Genomic DNA, 11,825 nt, shown 5'->3' with positions numbered 1-11,825 from the left:
CGCGTCCATCTAGTGCTCGCGGCCAGGCCCGGCCCCGCGCCGTCGTGGTCGCGGGGATGGGCGGCTCGGCCATCGCGGGCGACATCCTCGCCGCGGTCTGCGGCCGGGGCGTCCCGCTGCCGATCGTCACCGTGCGCTCCTACCAGCTTCCCGGCTGGGTCGGCGCGGCCGACCTGGTCATCGCCGTCTCCTGCTCGGGCCGTACCGAGGAGACGCTGTCCGTGGCCACGGAGGCCGTGCGGCGCGGCTGCCAGCTGCTCGCGGTGGGCGGCGCGGACTCGCCGCTGGAGGCGGTCGCCAGGCAGGCGTCGGCGCCGTTCGTGGCGGTCCCCGCCGCCGGGCAGCCCCGGGCGAACGTCTGGCTGCTGACCGTCCCGCTGATCGTGGCCGCCGCCGCGCTCGGCCTGGTCCAGGCCGAGGCGGAGCTGTTCGAGGAGGTGGCCAAGGAGCTGGAGGCCATCTCCCACCGGTGCCGGCCCTCCAGCGAGTCGTTCATCAACCCGGGCAAGACGCTGGCCATGGAGCTGGCCGAGACCGTGCCGATGATCTGGGGCACCTCGCCGCTGTCGGCCGTCGCCGCCTACCGGCTGGCCTGCCAGCTCAACGAGAACGCGAAGTACCCGGCGGTCTTCGGTGAGCTGCCGGAGGCCAACCACAACCAGGTCGTCGCCCTCGACGGGCCGCTGGCCCAGCGCGACGTGTTCGCCGACGACCCCGGCCACGGTCTGCGCCTGGTGCTGGTGCGCGACACCGAGGAGCATCCTCAGGTGACGCGCCGCCGCGACGCGTCGGCGCGGCTCGCCCACGAGCGCGGCGTGCCGGTCAGCGAGCTCGCCGCCGAGGGTGAGCATCCGCTGGTGCGGATGGCCTCGCTCATCGGGCTCGCCGACTACGCGAGTGTCTACCTCGCTCTCGGGTACGGCATCGACCCCACCCCGGTGTCGGCCATCACGGAGCTGAAGGCCAGGATTGCGGAGTAAGAACCCCTCCTCAGGGCAAACGAGTACATGATCTTTATGAGCGGAGCAGACCGGTGAGCGCGAGCGGCGGTACGAAGGCAATCATCGCGGCCTTGGCGGCCAACCTGGCCATCGCCGTGTCCAAGTTCGTGGCCGCGTTCTTCACAGGCTCGTCGTCGATGCTGGCCGAGGGCATCCACTCGGTCGCCGACTCGGGCAACCAGTTGCTGCTGCTGATCGGCGGCAAGCGGGCCCAGCGCGGGCAGACCAGGGAGCACCCGTTCGGCTACGGCCGCGAGCGCTACTTCTACGCCTTCGTGGTGGCGGTGGTGCTGTTCACGATCGGCGCGGTGTTCTCGCTCTACGAGGGCATCCACAAGCTCTCCTCCGACGAGGGGGTGGAGTCGCCCATCTGGGCCTTCGCCGTGCTGATCTTCGCGATCGTGGCGGAGGGCTTCTCCTTCCGCACGGCCGTCAAGGAGGCCAACCCGCAGCGCGGGAAGCAGCCGTGGTTCACCTTCATCCGCCGGTCCAAGTCGCCCGAGCTGCCGGTCATCCTCCTGGAGGACCTCGGCGCGCTGCTCGGCCTGCTGTTCGCGCTGTTCGGCGTGGCGATGGCGGTCATCACGGGCAATCCGGTCTGGGACGCCATCGGCACGATCATGATCGGGCTGCTGCTCGCGGTGATCGCGATCATCCTGGCGATCGAGACGAAGTCGCTGCTGCTGGGCGAGAGCGCCACCCCGGAGATGGAGCGCCAGATCTGCGAGGCGCTGGAGGCTGCGGACGAGATCGAGCGGGTGATCCACATGCGGACGCTGCACCTCGGGCCGGAGGAGCTGCTGGTGGCCGCCAAGATCGCGGTGGCCCACAACGACACGGCGTCGGAGGTGGCCAGGGGCATCGACGAGGCCGAGCGGCGCATCCGCGAGGCCGTGCCGATCGCCCGGGTCATCTACCTGGAGCCGGACCTCGACCGTTCCCGCACCACCACGGCCTGAACCCCTGCAACTCGGCACCGGAGTCCGGCCCTGCCGGCTCGGGCGCCGGGGCTCAGGTGAGCGGCGCCGCCCTGTTGCCGATCAGGCGCGCGCTCGCGCGCCTGAGGCGGGGCCGGCCGAGGGTGATGAACGCCTCGGCCTGCAGCGCTGACGCGCCGATGCGCGGTAGGTCGCGGGTGTTCGGGTAGACGAGGAAACGCGGCTCCCAGATCGGGCGGAACTTCGCGTTGAATCGGTAGAGCGACTCGATCTGGAACCAGTGCGACAGGAAGAGCAGCAGGCCGCGACAGGCTCGCAGCACCGGTCCGGCGCCGAGCCGCTCACCGCGGGCCAGGGCCGCCCGGAACATCGCGAAGTTGAGCGAGACCTGGCGATGCCCATCGCGGGCGCCGCCTGCAGGGTCTTGACGATCAGCAGCTCGTTGAGGCCGGGATCGGCGTCGCGGTCGCGGCGCATCAGGTCGAGCGAGATGCCACGCGGCCCCCACGGCACGAAGTGCAGCACGGCCCTGATCTCGCCGTCCTTGTGCGCGGTGACCACCACGCAGCGGCCGTCTACGGGGTCGCCGAAGCGGCCGAGCGCCATCGAGAAGCCGCGCTCGGTCTCCGTGCCGCGCCAGGACGCGGAGGCCGCCCTGATCCGTTCCTTCTCGTCCTCCGTGAGTTCGCCGACCCTGCGCACCATGCAGGTGTAACCCGCCCGTTCCGTCCGGTTGGCCATCGGGCGGACGTTACGCATCGCCCGTCCCTCCAAGGTGAAGTCGGCGACCTCGACCACCGCCTCGTCCCCGATCTCCACCGCCTCGTCCCCGATCTCCAGCGCCGACAACCCGGCCTCGCGGGTCCACACCTCGCCGCCCGTCTCGCCGCAGCCGATCACGGCCGGCACCCAGGCGTGCCGCTTCGCCTCGGCCATGAACACCCTGATCGCCGCCGGCCACGCCTCCCGGTCGCCGATGGGGTCGCCGCTGGCCTCTTCTACGGCTCGTGGGACGACCTGCTCGGCACCGACCCCGGCACGGCGGCCGTCACGATCGCCGGGCAGGGCCTCCAGGTGCTTGACAGCCACGCGGTGCGCGGCGGGCGGATCGAGCAGGTGATCATGCCCGGCCCCACCACGCACCTCAGCGAGCAGGCGTACGTGTTCCTGCCCGCCGCCTACCTCAGGGACCAGCGGCGGCGTTTTCCCGCGATCCTCGCGCTGACCGGCTACCCGGGTGACCCGCGCAACCTGATGACCAGGCTCGACCTGCCCGGACGGCTCGCGACCGCCATCAGCCGCCACCAGGTCCCCCCGGCGGTCCTGGTGATGATGCGGCCGAGTGTGGTGCTGCCGCGCGACACCGAGTGCGTCGACGTCCCGGGCGGGCCGCAGGTCCAGAAGTACTTCGCCGACGACGTGCGGCGGGACATGACGACCGCGTACCGGGTGGCGCCCGGCGCGGAGTCCTGGGGGATCATCGGCGGCTCGACCGGCGGGTACTGCGCGCTCAAGCTCGCCATGACGCATCCGCAGGCGTTCTCGGCGGCGGTGTCGCTGTCGGGCTACTACGAGACGATCATCGACGGCACGACGGGCGACCTGTTCGGCGGGCAGCAGGCGGTCGAGCACGACAACGACCTGATGTGGCGGCTGGCGACGCTGCCCGCGCCCGCGGTCAACGCTGCCCGCGCCCGCGGTCAACGTGCTCGTCACCAGCAGCAGGAAGGGGGAGAGCGACTACCGCTCCACGCGCGACTTCCTGGCCGCGGTCAAGCCGCCCATGCAGGCGTCCTCACTGATCCTGCCCAGCGGCGGTCACAACTTCAACACCTGGAACAGGGAGCTGCCGCAGGCCCTGCCGTGGCTGGCTCAGCAGCTCCACGCCCCCGGCGGCGCGGCTCCGGCTGTGACCGCCACCCCCGGGTGACACCCTGCCCGGGGGTGCCACCGCACGGGATGTCCTACTCGTGGTCCGTCAGGCAGGACCTGCCGCTCTCGCTCTGGTCGAACAGGCAGCGGCCCTTCTTGTCGAGGGTGACCACCTTGCGCACGCCGCTGAACTGCTTGAGCGTCTTGTCGATCGTGCGAAGGGCCCGGGCGTCGCCGCCGATGCCGTCGCCCACGACGGTGCGGCAGAAGCGCAGCGTCGCCGTGCCGTTCTTGATCTTGATGGCGAAGTCGCTGCCGCAGTCGGAGCGGCCGCGCAGCTTGCCCGTGAGCTCCGAGTGCAGGCCGCGCCCGCGCTCGGCCTTGGTGGGGCCGGTGATCAGCTGCCGGACGGCGAACCTGGCCACCCCCTGGTCCGGGGCCTTGCGGGTCACGGCCACCACCTTGCCCGGGATGCCGTGTCCCTTGGAGAAGTACACCTTGACCTCGCGGGGCTGACCGGCCGCGCCGGCCTGGGCGGCCTGGGCCGCGATGTCCGGCGCGTGCGCCGCCGGGGAGGCGGCCTGCGCCGGGGAGAGCGCGAGCACGGAGGCCATCAAGAGCTCTTTCATGATTTCTTTGACGTATGGACGGGGGCGCTGGTTCGAAGCAGCCGCAGCGCCTTCTCCTTCTCGAAGTCGAGCGCCCGCCGTGGCACCGGGATGCGCCCGATCCGCACCCCGAGGTCGCGCACGGCCGCGGCGACCGTCGGCTCGCTGAGCACGCGTAGCGCGAACGCCAGCTCGGCGGGGGAGACGTCGAACTGTTTCTCCAGCTCCACGCCCTGGGCCACGGCCGCGAGCTCCTCCGGCCCGAAGCGCCGGTGGGCGCCCTGCTCGCGGACCGGGGGCAGCAGGCCGAGCGCCTCCCGGTACCGCAGCATCCGCGGGGACATGCCGAGCCGCCGCGCGGCCTCCGTGATACGCATCCTTACATTCTTACGTCAATTTCGGGGGCGCCGGGATGCGACCTCTCCCGCGGGGCGCCTAAACTCGTCGGCGACACCGTCCCGACGCGAGGGGTAACAGATGGACTTCAAGGTCGCCGACCTTTCACTTGCCGACTTCGGCCGCAAGGAGATCAGGCTCGCCGAGCACGAGATGCCCGGGCTCATGGCGATCCGTAAGGAATACGCGGCCGCGCAGCCCCTCCGCGGTGCGAAGATCATGGGCTCCCTGCACATGACCATCCAGACGGCGGTCCTCATCGAGACCCTCGTCGCGCTCGGCGCCGAGGTGCGCTGGGTGAGCTGCAACATCTTCTCCACCCAGGACCACGCCGCCGCCGCGGTCGTCGTCGGCCCCGAGGGCACGGTCGACGAGCCCAAGGGCGTGCCGGTCTTCGCCTGGAAGGGCGAGACGCTGGAGGAGTACTGGTGGTGCACCGAGCAGGCCCTGACCTGGCCCGGCGGTGACGCCCCCAACATGATCCTCGACGACGGCGGCGACGCCACCCTGCTCGTCCACAAGGGCGCCGAGTACGAGAAGGCCGGCGCCGTGCCCGCCGCCACCGCCGAGGACCCGGAGGAGTGGCACGTCATCGTCGACCTGCTCACCCGCACGGTCGGCGAGGAGAAGCGGTGGACCCGGATCGCCGAGAGCATCAAGGGCGTCACCGAGGAGACCACCACGGGCGTCCACCGCCTGTACGAGATGCACAAGAACGGCCAGCTGCTGTTCCCGGCGATCAACGTCAACGACTCGGTCACCAAGTCGAAGTTCGACAACAAGTACGGCTGCCGCCACTCCGTCATCGACGGCCTCAACCGGGCCACCGACGTGCTGATCGGCGGCAAGGTGGCCGTGGTCTGCGGCTACGGCGACGTCGGCAAGGGCTGCGCCGACGCGCTGCGCGGCCAGGGCGCCCGTGTCATCGTCACCGAGATCGACCCGATCTGCGCCCTGCAGGCGGCCATGGACGGCTTCCAGGTCACCACGCTGGACGAGGTCGTCGGGATCGCCGACATCTTCGTCAGCTGCACAGGCAACTTCAACATCATCACCGCCGAGCACATGGCGAAGATGAAGCACCAGGCGATCGTGTCCAACATCGGGCACTTCGACAACGAGATCGACATGGCGGGCCTGGCCAAGCTGCCCGGCATCGTGAAGAACAACATCAAGCCGCAGGTCGACGAGTGGGTCTTCGCCGACGGGCACTCGATCATCGTGCTCGCCGAGGGCCGCCTGATGAACCTCGGCTGCGCCACCGGCCACCCGAGCTTCGTGATGTCCAACTCGTTCACCAACCAGGTGATCGCGCAGATCGAGCTGTTCACCAAGACGGACGAGTACCCGATCGGCGTGTACACGCTGCCCAAGCACCTGGACGAGAAGGTCGCCCGGCTCCACCTCGACGCCCTGGGCGTCAAGCTGACCGAGCTGACCAAGGAGCAGGCCGCCTACATCGGCGTCCACGTCGAGGGCCCGTACAAGTCCGACCACTACCGGTACTGATCCTTCCGTGTGGGGCTCCGGAGGGTTCTCTCCCTTCGGAGCCGATCCGTTTCATGATCTTTTACGGCAGGCCAGGTCATCCGCACTCGCCGACGTCGCTTCCGTCTGTCATGGCCGGTCGTGAAGGCTCACGGCGCACTCGCCGTGACGAGCGCGTTCCCGGCCGTGTTCTTCGGTTGAAGGCATCCCATGGACGTCAGTGAAAGCGGCGAGCGGCAGATCTCCTGGGCCGCTCGTTCGATGCCGGTGTTGACCGCGATCGGTGAGCGGTTCGCGCTCGAACGGCCGCTTGACGGGTTGAGGATCGCGGCGTGCCTGCACGTGACGGCCGAGACCGCGGTCCTCCTGGGCGCGCTCAAGGCGGGCGGCGCCGAGATCGCGCTGGCCGCCTCCAACCCGCTGTCCACTCAGGACGACGTGGCCGAGGCGCTGCGCGGCTACGGGATCGCGGTCCACGCGCGGGCCGGCGTGGACCGGGCCACCTACTACGGGCACATCCACCAGGCCCTCGACATCGCGCCCGACCTGGTGCTCGACGACGGCTGCGACCTGGTCAACACGCTGCACACCGAGCGCACCGACCTGCTCGGCGGGGTGAGCGGCGGGTGCGAGGAGACGACCACGGGGATCATCCGGCTGCGGCAGATGGCCTCGGAGGACGCGCTGCGCTTCCCGGTCGTGGCGGTGAACGACACGCGGACGAAGCGGATGTTCGACAACCGCTACGGCACCGGGCAGTCCACGCTCGACGGCATCATGCGGGCCACCAACACCATGCTGGCGGGGCGGACCGTGGTGGTGGCGGGGTTCGGGTTCTGCGGGCGGGGCGTCGCGGAGCGGGCCAAGGGGTTCGGCGCGCGGGTCGTGGTGACCGAGATCGACGCGGTCAAGGCGCTCGACGCGACCCTGCAGGGCTACGAGGTGCGGCCGATGGCGGAGGCGGCGCGGACGGGTGATCTGTTCATCACGGTCACGGGCAACCGCGACGTGATCCGGGGCGAGCACCTGGCCGTCATGAAGGACGGCGCCATCCTGGCCAACGCCGGGCACTTCGACGTGGAGATCGACGTGCGGGCGCTGGACGAGCTGGCCGTCGAGGTGCACCGCGGCGTACGGCCCAACACCGACGAGTACGTCCTGCCGGACGGCAGGAGGCTGCTGCTGCTGGCGGAGGGCCGTCTGGTGAATCTGACGGCCGCGGAGGGGCATCCCGCGGCGGTCATGGACATGTCGTTCTCCGCGCAGGCCCTGGCGGTCGCCTGGCTGGCGGGGGAGCGGGCCGGGCTCGCGCCCGGGGTGTACGACGTGCCGGAGTCGATCGACCAGGAGGTGGCGCGGCTCAAGCTGGCGGCCACGGGCATCGGCATCGACGCGCTCACGGAGGAGCAGGAGTCCTACCTCCACTCCTGGCGCGCCGGCTCCTGACCCACCCCTTCCCGGCCGCCGGCGGCTCCGGGTGGTCAGCGCAGGGCGGACATGCGGCGGATCTCGGCGGCCTGGCTGACGGAGATGTCCTCGGCGATCTCCTGGACGCGCAGGTGCGAGCCCTGCTTCAGGACCTCCGTCGACATCGTGATGGCCCCCTGGTGGTGGGCGGTCATGAGCTGGACGAACAGCCGGTCGAAGGCGGCGCCCCGGGCGGCCTTCAGCGACTCCATCTGCTCGGGCGTGGCCATCCCGGGCATGCCCTCGTGCGCGGCGTGGTGGTCCGGGACCTGCTGGCCCTCCGTCTTCAGCCAGTCCGTCATCATCGCGATCTCGGGGCCCTGCACGTCGTTGATCCGGGAGGCCAGCCGCTTGACCGCGTCGCTCGCGGCCCGGGAGCCGGCCAGCAGGCTCATGTCCAGCGCCTGGCGGTGGTGCACGATCATGTTCTGCAGGTAGCGGACGTCGGCCGCGTTGGCCTTCTGGGGCGGCACGGCGGTGGCGGCCTCGCTGGGCGACAGCGTGCGGGCCTCCTCGCCCGGCCGGCCGGGCGCGATGACGGGCGCCGTCTCGGTGGCCGTGGCAGCCGGGGGAGCGGCGGCAGGGGCCTCCGTGCAGCCGGCGACGAGCAGGAAGGCGCAGGCGCCGACGATGAGTGCGCTGCGCACCCGACCTCCTTGACCCAGGGCTTGACCGCGGGATGTTGCGACGTCGCACTGTAGACGGTTCGGGCACACGTCGTAAACACCTCATGTCATCAAATTTCTTGACACACTGCTTGCTTGGCGACATATGACAACACCAGTCAGAATGTTCTCTTTATATAGGCTTTATCCTCCGAGAGGAGCCCGAGTGCTCACCCTGCGAAGGAGTCTCGTCGCCGCGGCGGCCGCCGTCGCCTTAGGCGCGATGGCGCTGCCCGCGTCGGCCGCGGACATCCCTCCGGTTGACACCGTGGTGACCAGCCCCAACGTCTCCCACGTGCTCAACATCCCGAAGCCGGCGCCCATCGCCGGGACCATCAACACCGACATCGCGTTCCAGGGCGGTTACGCGTACGTCGGCAACTACGGTGGCTTCTCCATCTACGACGTCCGCGACCCGAAGCAGGCCAAGCCGGTCAGCTCGGTCGTCTGCCCCGGCAGCCAGATGGACGTCAGCGTCCACGGCAACCTGCTCTTCGCCGCCGTGGACAGCTCGCGCAGCGACGACTCCTGCAACAGCACCGGGCTCTCGGCCGACCACAAGGAGGCGTGGGAGGGCGTCCGGATCTTCGACATCAGCGACAAGTCCGCGCCCAGGTACGTCAAGTCGGTCGAGACGAACTGCGGCTCCCACACCCTGACCCTCGTCCCGGGCAAGGGACGTGACCGCAACCGCAACGTCTACGTGTACGTCTCGTCGTACAACCCGTCGGCGACCTTCCCCGACTGCCAGCCGCCGCACGACAAGATCTCCATCATCAAGGTGCCGCTGGACGACCCGACCGCGGCGGCGGTCGCGGCCACGCCGGTCGTCTTCCCCGACGGCGGCAACGAGACCCAGCCGGGCCTGCTCCTGCCGACCAGCGGCTGCCACGACATCACCGCGTACGCCGAGAAGGACATCGCGGCGGGCGCCTGCATGGGTGACGGCGTGCTGTTCGACATCTCCGACCGGCTGAACCCGAAGGTCACCGCCCGGGTGAGCGACCCGAACTTCGCCTTCTGGCACTCGGCGACGTTCAGCAACGACGCCAGGAAGGTCGTCTTCACCGACGAGCTCGGCGGCGGCGGCGCGGCCACCTGCAACGAGGCCACCGGCCCGAACCGGGGCGCCGACGCCATCTACGACATCACCCGGGGCCGGCTCGTCTTCAAGAGCTACTTCAAGATCCCCCGCTACCAGGCCGACAGCGAGAACTGCGTGGCCCACAACGGCTCGCTGATCCCGGTCAAGGGCAAGGACATCATGGTCCAGGCCTGGTACATGGGCGGCGTCTCGATCTGGGACTTCACCGACTCCTCCAAGCCCAAGGAGATCGGCTACTTCGAGCGCGGCCCGCGCGCCGACGGCAGCGGCGGCGGCGTCTGGTCGGCGTACTACTACAACGGTCACATCTACGCGGCCGACTTCCACCAGGGCCTCGACGTTCTCAAGATCAGTGACCCGCTCACCGACGGCGCCCAGCGGGTCCGCACGGACCGGCTGAACGTCCAGACCCAGGAGTCCTACCGCGGCGGCGGCCGGGGCCACGACTGACCATCCCCCCACGCGCTGGGCCGGCCCGTCTCCTCCACGGGCCGGCCCTCGCGGTCTTCCGGCGGGTACGCCGCGAAGGGTGATATTTCCTGCCATAGTGGGGCCCGCTGACTTCATCCCCGACCAGGAGGTCCTCAGTGGCGTCCAGTATCGGCCGCGTCCTCGTGCTGACGGGAGCGGTGCTGGCTCTCGTGACAGGCCCGGCCCAGGCCCGCGACGACGGTGTCAAGGCCAGCTCGAACATCGAGCACGTGGCCACCGTCCCCAAGAAGGGCCCGTTCGCCGCGTCCGACGCCTTCAGCACGGACCTGGCCTTCCAGGGGAACTACGCCTATCAGGGCAACTACTACGGCTTCACCGTCTACGACATCCGGAACCCGGCCAAGCCGGCCGTGGTGAGCCGCGTCTCCTGCCCCGCCGCGCAGAACGACGTGTCGGTCCACGGCGACCTGCTGTTCCTGTCCGTGGACGAGCCGCTCAAGGGCGACTCGTGCGACGCGGAGCCGACGTCGGCGGCGTTCAGGTCCGCCTGGGAGGGCATCCGCGTCTTCGACATCTCCGACAAGTCCCGTCCGAAGTACATCAAGGCCATCAGGACCGCGTGCGGCTCGCACACGCACACGCTCGTGCCGGACAAGACGGGCAAGGCGGTCTACCTGTACGTGTCCTCGTACGGCCCGTCGAGCGACTTCCCCGGCTGCAAGCCGCCCCACGACGGCATCTCGGTGGTCAAGGTGCCGCTGGACCGCCCGAAGGCCGCCAAGGTGGTCTCCAGGCCGGTGCTCTTCCCCGACGGCGGCAACGAGCAGCAGGAGACGCTCCTCGCGCCGACCAGCGGCTGCCACGACATCACGGTGTACGCCAGGAAGAACCTGGCCGCGGGCGCCTGCATGGGCGACGGCGTCCTGATGGACATCTCGGACCGGGAGCACCCGAAGGTCACCGCGCGGGTGACCGACGAGAACTTCGCCTTCTGGCACTCGGCCACGTTCAACGCCAGGGGCGACAAGGTGGTCTTCACCGACGAGCTCGGCGGCGGCCTCGGCGCCGTCTGCACCAAGGCCGTCGGCCCGCAGCGCGGCGCGGACGCCATCTACACCGTCGAGAACGGGCAGCTCGTCAAGCAGGGCTACTACAAGATCCCGCGCCACCAGGGCACCGGCGAGAACTGCGTCGCCCACAACGGCTCGCTGATCCCGGTCAAGGGCCGCGACATCATGGTCCAGGCGTGGTACCAGGGCGGCGTGTCGGTCTTCGACTTCACCGACGCCGCCAAGCCCCAGGAGATCGCCTACTTCGACCGGGGCCCGGTCTCGCCGCGTGACTTCGGCGGCTCCTGGTCGGCGTACTACTACAACAGCCACATCTACAGCAGCGACATCCGCAAGGGCCTGGACGTGCTGCGCATCAAGGACCCGCGCACGGCGTCCGCGGCCGGGAAGCGGCTCAAGGCGCTCAACCCGCAGACGCAGTAGGCGCGCCGCTCACTGGGGAGGCGCGAACCCGCCCGGCGTCGGTCGCGGCGGCTCGGCGGGCGCGACCGGCGGCCGCGCCTCCCACGAGCCCGGAGACGGCGGCCCCGGCCGACCGTACGCGGGCCGGTCACCCGCGGGCGGCGCGGCGGGCGCGCCGGACCAGGGCGGGGCGACCGGGCCGGGACGCGCGTCGGTCCATGGCGGGGGGACCGGCCCGCCCGCCTGGACGCCGCCCGCCTGCATGCCGCCCGCCTGGACGCCGCCTGCCCGGACGCTCGCCTGGTGGGCGAGCCGGGCCGCGTCGCGCCGCCGCCGCTCGGCCAGCACGGCGCTCAGGTTCGCGTGCGGCGGCACCCCGGC

General features: G+C 70.5%; 10 protein-coding genes and 3 pseudogenes. 8 read left to right on the top strand and 5 right to left on the bottom strand.

Annotated elements, in window-relative coordinates:
• Both ABZS51_RS40760 and ABZS51_RS40755 read left to right on the top strand, forming a co-directional pair.
• The coding region (locus ABZS51_RS40760; protein WP_355453147.1) for a bifunctional phosphoglucose/phosphomannose isomerase at nt 1-980 on the top strand (980 nt) is incomplete at its 5' end.
• A gap of 53 nt (nt 981-1,033) precedes the next feature.
• Nucleotides 1,034-1,960 (top strand): cation diffusion facilitator family transporter, encoded by a 927-nt coding sequence (locus ABZS51_RS40755; protein ID WP_355453144.1) that lies wholly within the window; start codon nt 1,034-1,036, stop codon nt 1,958-1,960.
• Nucleotides 1,961-2,012: 52 nt separating this feature from the next.
• Here ABZS51_RS40755 and ABZS51_RS40750 read toward each other — a convergent pair.
• A pseudogene (locus ABZS51_RS40750) lies at nt 2,013-2,881 on the bottom strand (phosphatidylglycerol lysyltransferase domain-containing protein).
• A gap of 180 nt (nt 2,882-3,061) precedes the next feature.
• On the opposite strand from ABZS51_RS40750, the pseudogene ABZS51_RS40745 reads away from it, so the two are divergent.
• Together ABZS51_RS40745 and ABZS51_RS40740 are read left to right on the top strand one after the other, a co-directional pair.
• A pseudogene (locus tag ABZS51_RS40745) lies at nt 3,062-3,541 on the top strand (alpha/beta hydrolase-fold protein); the annotation flags it as partial.
• Nucleotides 3,542-3,644: 103 nt separating this feature from the next.
• Nucleotides 3,645-3,869 carry a hypothetical protein gene (locus tag ABZS51_RS40740; RefSeq protein ID WP_355453141.1) on the top strand — a complete coding sequence of 75 codons (225 nt, stop codon included), beginning with the start codon at nt 3,645-3,647 and terminating at the stop codon, nt 3,867-3,869.
• Nucleotides 3,870-3,903: 34 nt separating this feature from the next.
• Here ABZS51_RS40740 and ABZS51_RS40735 read toward each other — a convergent pair whose 3' ends face one another.
• Nucleotides 3,904-4,440, bottom strand: a complete 537-nt coding sequence (locus ABZS51_RS40735) for a GerMN domain-containing protein (RefSeq protein ID WP_355453138.1) — start codon at nt 4,438-4,440, stop codon at nt 3,904-3,906.
• Nucleotides 4,437-4,796, bottom strand: a complete 360-nt coding sequence (locus ABZS51_RS40730) for a MerR family DNA-binding transcriptional regulator (protein WP_310708174.1) — start codon at nt 4,794-4,796, stop codon at nt 4,437-4,439. Before ABZS51_RS40730 ends, ABZS51_RS40735 begins: the two co-directional genes overlap by 4 nt.
• A gap of 100 nt (nt 4,797-4,896) precedes the next feature.
• Here ABZS51_RS40730 and ahcY point away from each other — a divergent pair, with 100 nt between their 5' ends.
• Together ahcY and ABZS51_RS40720 are read left to right on the top strand one after the other, a co-directional pair.
• Nucleotides 4,897-6,324 (top strand): adenosylhomocysteinase, encoded by a 1,428-nt coding sequence (ahcY, locus tag ABZS51_RS40725; RefSeq protein WP_355453135.1) that lies wholly within the window; start codon nt 4,897-4,899, stop codon nt 6,322-6,324.
• 189 nt (nt 6,325-6,513) lie between these two features.
• The gene (locus tag ABZS51_RS40720) at nt 6,514-7,749 is read left to right on the top strand and encodes an adenosylhomocysteinase (protein ID WP_310708172.1); all 1,236 of its coding nucleotides are present in this window, start codon (nt 6,514-6,516) and stop codon (nt 7,747-7,749) included.
• Nucleotides 7,750-7,784: 35 nt separating this feature from the next.
• On the opposite strand, the gene ABZS51_RS40715 is transcribed toward ABZS51_RS40720, so the two are convergent.
• On the bottom strand, nt 7,785-8,417 hold the full coding sequence (locus ABZS51_RS40715) for a DUF305 domain-containing protein (protein WP_310708171.1): 633 nt from the start codon (nt 8,415-8,417) through the stop codon (nt 7,785-7,787).
• 184 nt (nt 8,418-8,601) lie between these two features.
• Here ABZS51_RS40715 and ABZS51_RS40710 point away from each other — a divergent pair, with 184 nt between their 5' ends.
• Together ABZS51_RS40710 and ABZS51_RS40705 are read left to right on the top strand one after the other, a co-directional pair.
• Nucleotides 8,602-9,990 carry a hypothetical protein gene (locus ABZS51_RS40710; RefSeq protein WP_355453131.1) on the top strand — a complete coding sequence of 463 codons (1,389 nt, stop codon included), beginning with the start codon at nt 8,602-8,604 and terminating at the stop codon, nt 9,988-9,990.
• 137 nt (nt 9,991-10,127) lie between these two features.
• The gene (locus tag ABZS51_RS40705) at nt 10,128-11,465 is read left to right on the top strand and encodes a hypothetical protein (protein WP_355453128.1); all 1,338 of its coding nucleotides are present in this window, start codon (nt 10,128-10,130) and stop codon (nt 11,463-11,465) included.
• A gap of 9 nt (nt 11,466-11,474) precedes the next feature.
• Here the strand turns inward: ABZS51_RS40705 and ABZS51_RS40700 are convergent.
• Nucleotides 11,475-11,825 (bottom strand): annotated as a pseudogene (locus tag ABZS51_RS40700) (RDD family protein); the annotation flags it as partial.

This window comes from Nonomuraea sp. NPDC005501, from assembly GCF_040605905.1.
Lineage (GTDB): Bacteria > Actinomycetota > Actinomycetes > Streptosporangiales > Streptosporangiaceae > Nonomuraea.
This window is presented reverse-complemented; position numbering and strand designations above follow the sequence as displayed.

Coding starts and splice junctions, on each gene's coding strand:
- ABZS51_RS40720 (WP_310708172.1), top strand. CDS start 6,514: ATGGACGTCAGTGAAAGCGGCGAGCGGCAGATCTCCTGGGCCGCTCGT.
- ABZS51_RS40730 (WP_310708174.1), bottom strand. CDS start 4,796: ATGCGTATCACGGAGGCCGCGCGGCGGCTCGGCATGTCCCCGCGGATG.
- ahcY (WP_355453135.1), top strand. CDS start 4,897: ATGGACTTCAAGGTCGCCGACCTTTCACTTGCCGACTTCGGCCGCAAG.
- ABZS51_RS40735 (WP_355453138.1), bottom strand. CDS start 4,440: ATGAAAGAGCTCTTGATGGCCTCCGTGCTCGCGCTCTCCCCGGCGCAG.